This is a genomic window from Isoptericola jiangsuensis (assembly GCF_002563715.1).
Lineage (GTDB): Bacteria > Actinomycetota > Actinomycetes > Actinomycetales > Cellulomonadaceae > Isoptericola > Isoptericola jiangsuensis.
The window spans coordinates 3,351,882-3,365,485 of record NZ_PDJJ01000001.1; the positions used below are offsets into that span (position 1 = coordinate 3,351,882).

The 13,604-nt window shown below is 71.9% G+C and carries 12 protein-coding genes and 2 riboswitches; of the genes, 6 read left to right on the plus strand and 6 right to left on the minus strand.

Annotated features, from left to right (window positions below):
• Positions 1-47 precede the first annotated feature (47 nt).
• Positions 48-1,070 (plus strand): ATP-binding cassette domain-containing protein, encoded by a 1,023-nt coding sequence (locus tag ATJ88_RS15080; RefSeq protein WP_098464534.1) that lies wholly within the window; start codon positions 48-50, stop codon positions 1,068-1,070.
• Positions 1,067-1,891: an ABC transporter permease gene (locus ATJ88_RS15085; RefSeq protein ID WP_098464535.1), complete on the plus strand. Its 825-nt coding sequence runs from the start codon at positions 1,067-1,069 to the stop codon at positions 1,889-1,891. Before ATJ88_RS15080 ends, ATJ88_RS15085 begins: the two co-directional genes overlap by 4 nt.
• 90 nt (positions 1,892-1,981) lie before the next feature.
• Here the strand turns inward: ATJ88_RS15085 and ATJ88_RS15090 are convergent, their stop codons facing one another.
• From ATJ88_RS15090 to ATJ88_RS15105, 4 genes are all read right to left on the minus strand, one after another.
• The gene (locus ATJ88_RS15090) at positions 1,982-2,923 is read right to left on the minus strand and encodes a universal stress protein (RefSeq protein WP_098464536.1); all 942 of its coding nucleotides are present in this window, start codon (positions 2,921-2,923) and stop codon (positions 1,982-1,984) included.
• Positions 2,924-3,081: 158 nt separating this feature from the next.
• Positions 3,082-3,825, minus strand: a complete 744-nt coding sequence (locus ATJ88_RS15095) for a C40 family peptidase (RefSeq protein ID WP_170023660.1) — start codon at positions 3,823-3,825, stop codon at positions 3,082-3,084.
• A 57-nt stretch (positions 3,826-3,882) separates the two neighbouring features.
• Positions 3,883-4,045: riboswitch (cyclic di-AMP (ydaO/yuaA leader) on the minus strand.
• Between the two features lie 260 nt (positions 4,046-4,305).
• On the minus strand, positions 4,306-5,088 hold the full coding sequence (locus ATJ88_RS15100; RefSeq protein WP_245852465.1) for a C40 family peptidase: 783 nt from the start codon (positions 5,086-5,088) through the stop codon (positions 4,306-4,308).
• Between the two features lie 2 nt (positions 5,089-5,090).
• Positions 5,091-5,265: riboswitch (cyclic di-AMP (ydaO/yuaA leader) on the minus strand.
• 141 nt (positions 5,266-5,406) lie between these two features.
• Positions 5,407-6,105 (minus strand): iron-dependent transcriptional repressor DtxR, encoded by a 699-nt coding sequence (locus ATJ88_RS15105; protein ID WP_098464539.1) that lies wholly within the window; start codon positions 6,103-6,105, stop codon positions 5,407-5,409.
• Between the two features lie 107 nt (positions 6,106-6,212).
• On the opposite strand from ATJ88_RS15105, the gene serC reads away from it, so the two are divergent.
• Positions 6,213-7,340, plus strand: coding sequence for a phosphoserine transaminase (gene serC / locus ATJ88_RS15110; RefSeq protein ID WP_098464540.1), 1,128 nt, complete (start codon positions 6,213-6,215; stop codon positions 7,338-7,340).
• A gap of 67 nt (positions 7,341-7,407) precedes the next feature.
• Here the strand turns inward: serC and ATJ88_RS15115 are convergent, their stop codons facing one another.
• Entirely contained in the window at positions 7,408-8,697 is a 1,290-nt protein-coding gene (locus tag ATJ88_RS15115) for an MFS transporter (protein ID WP_098464541.1), read from the minus strand.
• Positions 8,698-8,787: 90 nt separating this feature from the next.
• Between ATJ88_RS15115 and ATJ88_RS15120 the strand changes: the two genes are divergently transcribed.
• Positions 8,788-9,255 (plus strand): hypothetical protein, encoded by a 468-nt coding sequence (locus ATJ88_RS15120; protein WP_245852467.1) that lies wholly within the window; start codon positions 8,788-8,790, stop codon positions 9,253-9,255.
• Positions 9,256-9,305: 50 nt separating this feature from the next.
• Here the strand turns inward: ATJ88_RS15120 and ATJ88_RS15125 are convergent, their stop codons facing one another.
• Complete coding sequence (locus ATJ88_RS15125; RefSeq protein ID WP_245852469.1) at positions 9,306-10,403, minus strand: LCP family protein; 1,098 nt, start codon at positions 10,401-10,403, stop codon at positions 9,306-9,308.
• Positions 10,404-10,544: 141 nt separating this feature from the next.
• Between ATJ88_RS15125 and ATJ88_RS18135 the strand changes: the two genes are divergently transcribed.
• Positions 10,545-11,966: a glycosyltransferase family 4 protein gene (locus ATJ88_RS18135; RefSeq protein WP_141538703.1), complete on the plus strand. Its 1,422-nt coding sequence runs from the start codon at positions 10,545-10,547 to the stop codon at positions 11,964-11,966.
• Positions 11,963-13,576: a glycosyltransferase family 4 protein gene (locus ATJ88_RS15135; RefSeq protein ID WP_098464542.1), complete on the plus strand. Its 1,614-nt coding sequence runs from the start codon at positions 11,963-11,965 to the stop codon at positions 13,574-13,576. The genes ATJ88_RS18135 and ATJ88_RS15135 overlap by 4 nt, the downstream gene beginning before the upstream one ends.
• The last annotated feature ends 28 nt before the right edge of the window (positions 13,577-13,604 follow it).

Genomic DNA, 13,604 nt, shown 5'->3' on the forward strand with positions numbered 1-13,604 from the left:
GGGCCGTCCTACGTTCTAGGTTGGACGGACATCATCGAGGAGATCCCATGAGCGACGCCACGGGCGGACCGCCCCTCGCGGTCGAGGCCACCGGCCTCGTCAAGCACTTCACCTCCGGCAAGAAGACCACCCGGGCCGTCGACGGCGTCGACCTCGCCGTCCCCGCGGGCAGCGTCTACGGGCTGCTCGGCCCCAACGGCGCCGGCAAGACGACGGTCGTGCGGATGCTCGCCACGCTGCTGCGCGCCGACGCCGGCACCGCGCGCGTGCTCGGGCACGACGTCGTCGCCGAGGCCGACGCCGTCCGCGCCGCCGTGGGTCTCACCGGCCAGTACGCGTCCGTGGACGAGGACCTCACCGGCACGGAGAACCTGCTCATGCTGGCCCGGCTGTACGGGTTCCGCGGCAGCGCCGCGAAGGGCCGCGTCGCCGACCTGCTCGAGGCGTTCAGCCTCACCGACGCAGGCTCCCGCCAGGTCAAGACCTACTCCGGCGGGATGCGGCGCCGCATCGACCTCGCCGCCTCCCTCGTGCTGTCCCCGCGCGTGCTGTTCCTCGACGAGCCGACCACCGGCCTCGACCCCCGCTCCCGCAACCAGGTGTGGGACATCGTCCGCGTCCTCGTCGACGACGGCGCGACCGTCCTGCTCACCACGCAGTACCTGGAGGAGGCCGACCAGCTCGCCGACCGCATCGGCGTCATCGACGCGGGCCGCCTCGTCGCGGAGGGCACGCCGACGGAGCTCAAACGGTCCGTCGGGCAGGGCACCGTCGACCTCCGCCTCGCCGACTCGTCCCGCCGGGCCGAGGCCGCCGACATCCTCGCCCGCACCCTCGGCACCCGCCCGACCCTCCCCACCGACCCGTACGCCCTGAGCGCCCGCGTCCCCGACGACGGCGCGCACCTCGTGGCGCAGGTCCTGCCCGCCCTCGGCGAGGCCGGCATCGCCGTCCCCGAGCTCGCGCTCGGCCAGCCGAGCCTCGACGAGGTCTTCCTCACCCTGACGGGCAAGCCCCTGCCCGTCGACGACCCGGACGCCGAACCCGCCGCCGAGGAGGTCTCCCGATGACCACCGCCGACCTCAGCACCACCACCCTGCGCGACGCCGTCGCCCTCGAGGCGCGCCCGCCGCGGCCCGGCGCCGTGTCCTGCTCGCTGACGTTCGCCTGGCGGGCCCTGCTCAAGATCAAGCACGTCCCCGAGCAGCTCTTCGACGTGCTCGTCTCCCCCGTCATCTTCACGCTGATGTTCACGTACCTGTTCGGCGGGGCGCTGGCCGGGTCGACGCAGGCCTACATCCAGTTCCTGCTGCCGGGCATCCTCGTGCAGACCATCGTCATCGTCACCGTGTACACGGGCTACACGCTCAACACCGACATCACCAAGGGCGTGTTCGACCGGTTCCGGTCCCTGCCGATCTGGCGTCCGGCACCCATCGTCGGCGCCCTGCTCGGCGACACGGTGCGCTACTCGATCGCGTCGGTCATGTGCATCGGGCTCGGCCTCGTCCTCGGGTTCCGGCCCGACGGCGGCGTGGTCGGCGTCGTCGCGGGCGTCGCGCTGCTGCTCGTGTTCGCCTTCGCGCTGAGCTGGATCTTCACCATCCTCGGGCTGCTGCTGCGCACCCCGAACGCCGTCATGGGGGTGTCGATGATGGTCCTCATGCCGCTGACGTTCGCGTCGAACATCTTCGTGGACCCGTCCACCATGCCGTCGGGCCTGCAGCGGTTCGTCGAGCTCAACCCGGTCTCCCACCTCGTCACCGCGGTCCGTGGTCTCATGGCGGGCGTCGCGAGCACCGGGGAGATCGTCACCGTCCTCGTCTCCGCCGTGGTGATGACCGCGATCTTCGCGCCGATCACCATGCACCTGTACCGCACCCGGCACTGACCGCTCCACCCCCGGCCCCGCTGTGGGCAGGAGATCCGCCGTCGGGCGAGGCCTTCGCACCGCAGATCTCCTGCCCGCAGCGGGGCTGGGTCAGGCGGCGGACTCCTCCTGGAGCTCCTTGTCGCACTTGCGGGTCACGACCAGCACCGGGCACTTCGCGTGGTGGAGCACCGCCTGGCTCGTCGAACCCAGCAGCAGGCCCCGGAACCCGCCCCGGCCTCGCGACCCCACGACGATGAGGTCGGCGGCCGTCGAGAACTCCGTGAGCAGCTCCGCCCCGGAACCGTCCAGGACGTGCCGCTTGATGGTCAGCCCGGGGTGGTCCGCCGCGACGCGGTCGACGATGACGTCGAGCCCGGCCTTGACGTCGTCCAGCACCTGCTCGTGGTCGATCTGGGACGGCAGCCAGGCCAGCATCCCGGCACCCGTGCCGAGCGGCACCCCGGCGACCGCGACGAGCTCCGCACCCCAGGTCTCCGCCTGCCGCACCGCGTGCCGCAGGGCGACCTCCGCCGACGGCGACCCGTCCACCCCCACGACGATCCGGTGCACGTCGTGCACCGAGTCGGCGTCACGGCGGTCGGGGTCGTCCGCACCGCCCCGGTACGGCACCACGACCGTGGGGCAGTGGGCGTGCGCCGGCAGCGCGGACGACACCGTCCCCAGGAGTCGCTCCGTAAAGCCGCCGCGCCCGCGCGTCCCCACGACGGCCAGGCTGTGCTCGGCGGACAGCTCGACCAGCACCCCGGCGGCGTCGCCGGTCGCGACCGTGCCCTGCACGGCGACGGCACGGCCCGCCAGGCGCGCCTCCGCCTCCGCGAGGACGGCCTTCGCGCCCTCCGCGATGGCGGTGTCGTCGAGGGCCGCGTAGCCGCCGTCGAGGGAGGCGGCGGTGAACGACGGCAGCGAGTAGCTGCAGACCACGTGCACGCCCCAGCCGACGCGTTCCGCGTACGCCGCGGCCCAGTCGAGGGCGTGCAGGCTCGCAGGGGATCCGTCGACCCCGACCAGAACCACCTCAGGACGTGTCATCTCGCGCCTCCCGTCGTGACCGGACCTCGACGTCCGTCATTCCTGCTTCAAGGGTAGCGAAAGCAGGGCGAAAGGCGTAGCAAAGCACGCGGTCGGCGGGACGACGAACGCCCTGGCACCGTGGAGGTGCCGGGGCGTTCGTCGGAGTGACGCGACGGTCAGCCGAGGACCCGGAGGAAGACCGGGCTGGACTGCCAGAGGCTCGACTGGCGGACGATCCAGCCGCCGGGGCGCGTGGCCTCGACCTGCTGGCCGCCACCGGCGTAGATCGAGATGTGGCCCGGGGACCAGATGAGGTCGCCCGGCTGGGCCTCCGCCTGGGACACGACCGCGACGTTGCTCGCGGTGCGGATCGCGCTGGACGACCGGGGCAGGGAGACGCCGAGCTGGGCGTAGGCGTAGGTGACCAGACCCGAGCAGTCGAAGCCCGACGGCGAGGCGCCGCCCACGACGTACTTCACGCCGATGTAGCGCGCCGCGATGGACACGGCCTGCGCGCCACGGGAGCCGTTCGAGGCGACGGGGGTCGCGGTCTCGGTGGACGACGACGAGGTGGAGACCTCGGTGCGCTCGGCGGAGCGCGACGGGGCGACCGTGCGCTCGACGACGGGCTCGGGCTCCGGGGCCGCCTTGATCTCCGCCTTCTTGGCGATCTTCGGCGTGATCTTCTCGACGTCGACCTTCGCGTCCGCGTCGACCGTCACGACCGGAGCCGACTCCAGGGCCTCGCGGGCCTGGTCGGTCAGCGCACCCAGGTCCACGGTGCTGAGCTTCTTGGCGGCGTCGGAGTCGACCGGCGCGGCGTGCGCGGCGGTGGCGCCACCGATGGTCGAGACCAGGAGGCCACCGGCGGTGGCGACGACGGCGACCCGACGGCCGGCCGCGCCCGAGGGAGCAGCCATCAGGGGACGGCGTGCGGCGCGATGCCGTCCGCGCAGGGTGGTGCGTGCGTTCAACAGTGTTCCTCTCCCGTCGCCTACGAGGTCAGCTGTCGGGTTCGGGTGGGAGAATCACCCGGCCTTCCAGGACTCTCGTCCTGTCCGGCTTCACCCCGAGGACACCGTCTCCGATGCCCAGAATTGGGTCCCCCGCTCCTGCCATGGGTTCCGGCTCCCCGACCGGTGGCAGGACTCGGCGTCCGGTCGAGGGTCGGCGGAGTGCTCCGCCGACGGATGAACCGTATCGGATCGACGGGCTGATGTCACGTTTCGATCACGACCTCGTGACGCGTCGTTCGCGCGGCCGTCAGCGGGGCGTCGGAGGCCGCTCACCAGCACCGGCAGGCCGCGGCCGAGCGCCCTGCGACGACGCGCCGGCAACGGCCGGAGGCCCGGTCCGCACCGTGGTGCGGACCGGGCCTCCGAAGGCCGGGGCGGGCCGTCTCAGCCGACGCGGATGAACGTCGGGTTGGACTGCCAGATGCTGCGGAACTGGATCGTCTTGCCCGGGCGGGGCGCGTCGATCTGCGTGTTGCCGCCCGCGTAGATCGCGATGTGGCCCGGGGTCCAGATGAGGTCGCCCGGCTGCGCGGCGGCACGCGACACGACGGTGCCGGCGTAGCGCTGGTCCGAGGAGGAGCGCGGCAGCGAGATGCCGACCTGCGCGAAGACGTACTGGGTGAAGCCCGAGCAGTCGAAGCCCGAGGGGGTGGTGCCGCCCGAGACGTAGGGGACGCCCACGTAGCGCGACGCCACGGAGATCACCGACGAGCCGACGGCGGAGGCCGGGACCGAGGAGGCCTCGGTCGACGTCTCGGTGGAGGAGGAGACCTCGGTGCGCTCGGCGGAGCGCGACGGGGCGACCGTGCGCTCGACGACGGGCTCGGGCTCCGGGGCCGCCTTGATCTCCGCCTTCTTGGCGATCCTCGGCGTGATCTTCTCGACGTCGACCTTCGCGTCCGCGTCGACCGTCACGACCGGAGCCGACTCCAGGGCCTCGCGGGCCTGGTCGGTCAGCGCACCCAGGTCCACGGTGCTGAGCTTCTTGGCGGCGTCCGCATCGACCGGCGCGGCGTGCGCGGCGGTGGCGCCACCGATGGTCGAGACCAGGAGGCCACCGGCGGTGGCGACGACGGCGACCCGACGGCCGGCGGCGGCAGCGGTCGGCGCGGCCATCAGCGGACGGCGTGCGGCGCGGTGCTTGCCGAGCGTGGTGCGAGCAGTCACGGTGTACCCCTCCGGTCGCCTACGAGGTCAGCTGTCGGGTTCGGGTGGGAGATGCACCCGGCCTTCCAGGACTCACGTCCTGTCCGGCTTCACCCCGAGGACACCGTCTCCGATGCCCAGAATTGGGTCCCCCGCTCCTGCCGTACGGTCATCCGTGGGAACCGGGACGGTGGCAGGACTCGGCGTCCGACCCGGCACCCGCCCAGGACACCCGGGCGAGCGAGTCCGACCGTACCGGAACCCGGGTGCGATGTCACGTTCCGGTCACGCCGGTGCCCGGCGGGACCGGACCGGGCGCCGCGACGCCCCCACCAGGGTTCAGACGCGGGCGACGAACAGGTGCTTGGCCAGGTCCTCGGGCAGCTCGAGCGCCTCGTCCCCGTCCTCCGGCTGCACCACGAAGTCGTTGCCGGAGCGCTCCGCGGTGATCCGCACGCCCGGGAGCAGGCCCACGCCCGCCAGCCGCGCGAGGAACTCGTCGTCGACCTGCACCGGCTCCGCGATGCGCTGCAGCACGATCGTGCCGCCGTCGGGCTGCCCGGCCAGGAACGTCGGGAGCGACTGCACGCCGTCGAGGAAGGGCACCTCCTCGTACTGCTCCCCCAGCTCGGACAGGCCCGGGATCGGGTTGCCGTACGGGTCGTAGTGCGGGTGGTCCAGGAGCGTGACGAGCCGGCGCTCCACGAGGTCGCTCATCACGTGCTCCCAGCGGCACGCCTCGTTGTGCACGTGCTCCCAGTCGAGCTTGATGACGTCGGTGAGCAGCCGCTCGGCCAGCCGGTGCTTGCGCATCACGCGGGTGGCCTTGGCCTGGCCCGACCCGGTGAGCTCCAGGTGACGGTCGCCGGTGACCACGACCAGGCCGTCGCGCTCCATGCGCGCCACGGTCTGGGAGACGGTCGGCCCCGAGTGCCCCAGACGCTCCGCGATCCGGGCGCGCAGCGGGGGGATGCCCTCCTCGCCGAGCTCGTAGATCGTCTTGAGGTACATCTCGGTGGTGTCGATCAGGTCCGTCACGTCCGCTCCCGTCTTGAGGCCCGGGCCTAGTCTATTCGCACGTGCCCCGCTCGCCGTGCCCCGGCGACGGGCCGCCCCACCCCTCCTCGCGAGCCACGGAGCCCGACATGACCCTGCACATCCCCGCGTCGCTGCTGCCCTCGGACGGCCGGTTCGGCTCCGGCCCGTCCAAGGTGCGCACCGGGCAGGTGGACGCGCTCGTGGCGGCCGGCGACCCGGCCCGGCCCGTCCTGGGCACGTCGCACCGGCAGCCGCCCGTCAAGGACGTGGTGCGCCGGGTCCGCACCGGGCTGGCCGAGCTGTTCACGCTGCCGGACGGCTACGAGGTCGTGCTCGGCAACGGCGGGTCGACCGCGTTCTGGGAGGTCGCCACCGCGTCGCTGGTGCGCCGTCGCGCCCAGCACGCCGTGTTCGGGGAGTTCGGCGGCAAGTTCGCCGCCGCCACCCGCCGCGCGCCGTTCCTCCGCGACCCGCAGGTCGTCGAGGCGGCGCCCGGCGGCGTCGCGTACCTCGAGCCGGCCGACGACGTCGACGTGTACGCGACGCCCCACAACGAGACGTCCACGGGTGCGATGGCGCCCGTGCGACGTCCCGCCGGCGGCGACGCCCTCGTCCTCACCGACGCCACCTCGGGCGCGGGGGCATTGCCCGTGGACCTGCACGAGACGGACGTGTACTACTTCGCGCCGCAGAAGGTGTTCGGCGCCGACGGCGGCCTGTGGATCGCGCTGTGCTCGCCGGCCGCGCTGGAGCGGGCCGAGCAGGTCGAGGCGTCCGGCGGCGACCGCTGGGTGCCGGAGTTCCTGTCGCTCACCACGGCGGCCGCGAACTCCCGCCTCGACCAGACCCTCAACACCCCGGCCGTGGCGACGCTCGTCATGCTGGCCGACCAGGTCGAGTGGCTGCTCGACCAGGGCGGTCTCGACTGGTCGGTGGCGCGCTGCGAGCGGTCGGCCGGGCTGCTCTACGGCTGGGCCGCGGAGCGGGAGTGGGCGACGCCGTTCGTCGCGGAGCCCGCGGAGCGGTCCACCGTGGTCGGGACGATCGACCTCGACGACGCCGTGGACGCGGACGCCGTCGTGAAGCACCTCCGCGCGGCCGGGGTCCTCGACGTCTTCCCCTACCGCAAGCTCGGTCGCAACCAGCTGCGCGTCGGCATGTTCCCGGCCGTCGAGCCGGACGACGTCGCGGCGCTCACGGCCTGCGTCGACCACGTCGTCGAGCACCTGCTCTGAGCGGCGCACGGCCCGCCCGGCACCCGCCGGGCGGGCCGTCCCGTGGTGGTGGGCCGCAGCGCCGCGCTCAGGCGGCGCGGACGTGCTCGACCGGTGCCGCGTCGAGGTAGACGACCTCCAGGTGGGGGCGGCGGCGCAGCCGGTAGCGGACCGTCACCCGCCAGTTCCGCATGGCCCACACGGTGGCGCCGACGGCCACGGCGAGCGTCGTCGCCGACCCGAGCAGGATCGCCGAGCGGGGGCCGAACACCTCGCCGACCCAGCCGACGACCGGCGAACCGATCGGTGTCGCCCCGAGGAACACCATCATGTAGAGCGCCATCACCCGGCCGCGCATGACCGGGTCGACGGAGGTCTGGATGGTGGAGTTCGCGGCCGTCATCATCGTCAGGGCGGCCAGCCCGACGGGGATGGTGGTGAGCACGTAGCCCAGGTAGGTGGGCATGAGCGCGTTGACGGCGGTCGCCACGGCGAACGCGAACGCGGCGCCGATGACGAGCCGCACCCGGGGCCGGTCGCGACGCGCGGCGAGCAGGGCGCCGGTGAGCGACCCGATCGCGAGCACGGAGCCGAGGAGCCCGAACTCCCCGGCGCCGCGCCCGAACTCGACGCGCGCCATCATCGCGGACGTGAGCTGGAAGTTGAGGCCGAACGCGGACACCACGGCCATGACGACCATGATGACGACGATGTCGGACCGGCTGCGCACGTAGCGGACGCCCTCGCGGATCTGCCCCTTGGCCCGGGGTGCGCGGGGCTTGGCCCACATCAGGGCGGGCTTCATGAGGGCGACGGCCGCGATCGTCGCGGCGAACGTGAGCCCGTTGACGACGAACACCCACCCGGACCCGACGGCGGCGATGAGCAGGCCGGCGGTGCCGGGCCCGACGAGGCGGGCGGCGTTGAACGACGCGCTGTTGAGGCCGACGGCGTTGGCGAGCCGCTCCGGCGGGACGAGCTCGGCGACGAACGTCTGCCGGACCGGGTTGTCGAACGCGGTGACGACGCCGAGGCCGAGGGCGAACGCGTACACGTGCCACAGCTCGGCGGCGCCGGACAGCACGAGGGCGCCGAGGCCGAGGGCGAGGAGGCCCATCGCGCCCTGGGTGCACATCAGCAGGCGCCGGCGCGGGAGGCGGTCGGCCAGGAGGCCCGTCCAGGGGCCGATGATGAGGAACGGCAGGAACTGCAGGGCCGTGGTGATCCCGACGGCGACGCCCGAGTCGTCGGTCAGCTCGGTGAGCACGAGCCAGTCCTGCGCGATGCGCTGCATCCACGTGCCGACGTTGGCGACCAGCGCAGCGCCGAACCACAGGCGGTAGTTCGGATAGGTCAGGGAGGAGAAGGTCGCACTCATCTGCCCCGGGCAACAGTGGCTTGCGCAGTTCTATTCCCACGCCCGAGAAGGAGGTTCTGTCCTTATCGTCCCATCCACTACCCTGTGCGCGTGCGCACCGAACTTACCCTCGCCGACACCCTCAAGACCCTCGGCCTCATCGGAGGATCGACCCTGCCGCGTTTCGTCACCGAGGTGGGTGGACGGGGAGACGTCCTGGAGGTCGTCGCGGATGCTCGCGCGGTACGGAGCCTGCCCGGACCACTCAAGGTGGCGACGCGCCTCGTCCCCGCAGTCCGCTCCCGCCTTCGCGTGGAGCGGTTCGACGGCGGCGTCGCAGTCCTTGACATCGACGCGTCCGCCGGCGGCCTGCCCGCCCACAAGCTCCTCGGCCTGGCCAAGAACCGGATCGAGTCCGTCCTGGCCGCCAAGGGTCTGCCGGCCGGGTCGGTCGAGATCCGGCCCGACGCAAAGATCGCGCTCGACGTCCAGCGTCTGGTCACCGCCCGCTTCCCCGGCACGGTCGTCACCGGCATGTCGTTCTCGAACGGCGTGGTCGCTCTCGACACCGCCGCCTGAGAGGCGGCCGAGAACGCCCGGGTGGCGTGACCGGCGCAGGCATTCTCCTCTTAATTGACGGTCGCGGGAAGCAGTTCGAGCTCCTCCCCGTGCTTCTCGAGGAACTCGGCCGCCTCGCCCTGCGAGATGGCCTTCATGAGCCGGCCGAAGGGCCTGTCGTCCAGCACGACGATCGACTGGCCGTCCGCCGAGCGGCCCGTACCTTCGTACGGTGCCGTCATGAAGACGACGTCGTTCGTCGACACCTCGCGGGCGCTCTCGAACAGCTCGCGCATGCGGTCCATCGTGAGCTCGTCGTCGGTGGCAACCGACTTGCTGACCGTGTCGAAGAACTTGGTCATCGTCACGACGTTGCCGCGGTTGTTGTTGATCTTCCCCAGGATCGCGCGCATCCAGTTCTGCTGCCGCTGGACGCGCCCGAAGTCGCCGTTGGCCAATCCGTAGCGTTGGCGCGTGTACTTGAGCGCCTCCTCGCCGGACATCTGATGCACGCCGGCCGAGAAGAACACCTGGTCGCCGTCACCGATGTCCTCAGGGACCCGGATCTGCACGCCGCCGAGCGCGTCCGTCATCGACGTGAAGGACTCGAAGTCCGTCACCACGAAGTGATCGATCCGCACGTCGGTGAGGTTCTCGACGGTCTGGATCATCAACGACGGTCCGCCGTACGAGAAGGCCGCGTTGATCTTGGCCTGCCCGTACCCAGGCACCTCGACCCATGAATCACGGGGTATCGATACGACCACGGCTGACTTCCGGTCCGCCGGAAGGTGCACCAGCATGATCGCGTCGGTGCGCTGCGCTCCGGCTTCCCACTGTGACGGGTCTCCCGCCGAGATCCGCGAGTCAGATCCGAGGACGAGGATGTTCACGTCCGCAAGTTCGGCCTCGGGGTCCGACGGCGCGGGGTCCGGACGATCGGTGATCTCCGCGAAAGGGTCGCCCAGCTTCTCGACGTTCGCGTCAAGGCTCTTCTGGAACCAGACCAGGGCGCCATAGCCCGCTCCTCCGAGCAGGGCGAGGAGGCAGACCACACCCACGAGCGCCTTGGCCGTCGGTCCCAGACCGCGGCGACGGCGGGCGTGTCTCTGAGGTGCCGGGTCGCGGCTGTCGGGCACTCGGTGGCCGGTGGAGGTCCTGTGGGGCACGGGCAGATCGTAGTGGGCGCAGCGACGACGATTCACCCACGTTTGCGAAGGGCTGGTGACGAAACGGTGTCTTGTTGCCCGTACGATCTTTCCGGGACTGGCTCCACCTGTCCCGCACGACGATCGATCGAGAGTGGCGCCATGCGCAACACCACCCCCCGAAACGTGCGTCGACATCTGCTGCTGGTCACGCACCACTACACGCCGGAACGGAATGCGCCCCAACGGCGATGGGACGCACTCGCTCCACGCCTCATCGCAGCCGGTGTGGACGTCTCCGTCCTGGCCCCGCCGCCGCACTACCCGGACGGAGACCTCGCGGAGAGCCTCCCCGAGTACGCGCCCGGCCGGATCTCCCGAGGTGTCCACGGGGAACGGATCGTCAGGACGCGCTACCGCCGGCACACGGCAAGCCTGCGATCGCGTTCGATCGACCAGGCAGTCTCGGCCTGGAGCTCGATCCGACTCGGACTGCGCCTCTTCCGCCACCCCAGCATGCGTCCCGACATCGTCGTCGGCACAGTGCCAGGAATACCGTCGATGTTCGCCGCCTGGGTCCTTGCGCGCGGCCTGCGCGCTCGGTTCGTCGTCGAGATGCGCGACGCCTGGCCGGACCTGATCGAGCCCGCCGGCCTGCTCGAACCCCGCCGCACGGTCCGGGGCCGCATCGTCCGCACCGTGCGCGCCACGGTCCACCGCACGGTAAGTCGCCTGCAAGGCCGCGCCGATGCTGTCGTCACCACGACCGAGACATTCGCGGAAGTCCTCAGGAGCCGTGGCGTGGAGCAGGTCGCCGTCGTGCGGAACGGCACGTCGTTCACACCGGTCCGGCCGGAGGACGCAAACGAGTCCGGAGGGGACCAACCGTCAGACCGCCCGCTGCACCACCGCCCGTTGCGAGCGGCGTACGCCGGGACGATCGGACGGGCCCAGGATCTCGCCACCGTGGTGCGCGCGGCCGCGCGCCTCCGCGATCGTGGCGTCGACGTCGACGTCAGAGTCGTCGGGACGGGCACCGACGTCGAGCGTCTGCGCACCCTCGCGGCCGCGCTCGACGCTCCGGTCAGTATCAGCGGCCCCGTGACGCGCGCCGAGGTCCGGAAGCTGTACGCGTGGGCGGACACCCTGCTCATCTCGCTGCGCGATTGGCCCCCGCTGGAGTGGACCGTGCCGTCCAAGCTGTACGAGGTGATGGCGGCTGCTCGACCTGCGACCGCCTGCGTGGCCGGCGAGGCCGCCAGCCTCGTCGCAGAGAACGGGGCGGGCGCCGTCGTGATGCCGGGGGATGTCGACGGACTCATGTCCCTCTGGTCGACCTGGGTCGCGGAGGGGGCGCCGCCCGAGGTGTCTTCCGCCGCCGCGCACTGGGTCGCCGAGAACGCCGACGACGACGTGCTCGGTTCGCGCTACGTGGACCTCGTCGACCACATCTTGGCCCCGGCACGGCACGACGACGGCGACAAGGCCAGCGCGACGTGCCCCGCTTGCCTGCCCAGTTCCAGGCCCCCCGAGCATCAGGTCCCGCCGCACCAGGCCGCCGCCCCGCACGGAGCCCGCCGATGAGGCGCGTTCGCGAGCTCGCGCGCAACGCGCGGTTCACTTCGTCATACCTGTTTCGAGCGATCTGCACCGACCCCTCATGGTTGGTGCTCCAAGCAGCGCGCAGGCTTCCGCCTTGGTCGAGCACCCTCGTCGTTCCCCGGGTTGAACGTGTTCTCGGCGACGGCACGCGGGGTCGCGCGGGCCGCCTTCGCGCTGCCTGGGCCTCCGGAGATGTCACGGCCATCCAGGAGTCACGCCCCCACGGTCGATCCACAAGGCTGGTCCGAGAGGCGCTGATGGGCGAGATCTCTATGTTGCGCGCCCCCCAGCCGCCACGCCGCGACGTCACCCCCGGATCGGTCATGACAGGTGACACGGGCACAGGTGTCGTTGCCGTCCACCACCACCTCACCAACTCGTTGCCGCACACGCAGAGCGGCTACACCCTGCGGACCCATGCGATCCTCACCGCCCAGCGAGCGGCCGGACTCCGCGTGTCGGCCACCACGCGTCCGGGCTACCCGTTGACGATCGGTGTGCCCACCGCACGCCACACGGACGTCGTCGACGAGGTGGCCTATCAACGGCTCGTTCCGCGGGGCCTTCCCCTCGACAGGCGCCGGAGGGAAACGGAGTCCGCCGACCTGCTCGCGGCAGCCGCGCTTTCAGCGGGTGCCCGCCTGCTCCATGCGACCACGCCCTGGACGACGGGCCAGGCAGCCCATGACGCCGCGGATCGGCTGGGACTCCCCTGGGTGTACGAGGTGCGCGGGTTGCCGGAGGAGACCTGGGCCGCGTCCCACTCAAGCACAGCGGACCGCGAGGAGGCTGCGCGGTCGGAGCGCTACGCCCTGATTCGCGCCAAGGAGACGTCGCTCGCGCTGGCCGCCGATCACGTCGTCACCCTCAGCGCGACGATGCGCGACGAGCTGGTGTCGCGAGGCGTGCCCGGGTCCCGCATCTCCGTCGTCCCCAACGCTGTCGACAGCACGCTCCTCGGCCTCGACACCGTGACCCCCGGTCAAGCTCGCGCCCGCCTCGGACTGGCCGATCGGCCTCTGATCGGGACGGTGACGTCGGTCGTCGGGTACGAAGGGCTGGACATGGTGCTGCACACCGTGGCACGGCTGCGGGCGGAGGGCCTGGACGTCGGAGCACTGGTGGTGGGTGACGGAGTCGCACGGCCCGGCCTGCAGCGTCTGGCGGACGATCTCGGGATCAGCCCGTTCGTGACCATGCCCGGTAGAGTGCCGCGCAGGACGGCCCGGACCTACCTGGCCGCTCTCGACGTCGTGCTCGTCCCCCGCCGTCCCGACCGCGTGACCCGCCTGGTGACGCCGCTCAAGCCGGTCGAGGCGATGGCGATCGGCCGCCCCGTGGTGGCCAGCGACCTGCCTGCGCTGGCCGAGGTGTGCTCACCGCTGGATGGCGGCAGACCTGCGGCCCGGCTCGTCCTGCCCGGCGACGTCGACGGGTGGAAGACAGCTGTGACGGACCTCCTGCACGATGAGGCCGCCCGCACCGCGCTTGTCGCTGCCGGTCGGGAGGTGGCCAGCGGTCGGACGTGGGAGCGGATCGTCTCCCGATACGACGCCGTGTACTCGGCAGCCCTCGCTCCGCGGTCCCGCTGAGAGACCTATCCGCGAGCGCGTTTCGCGG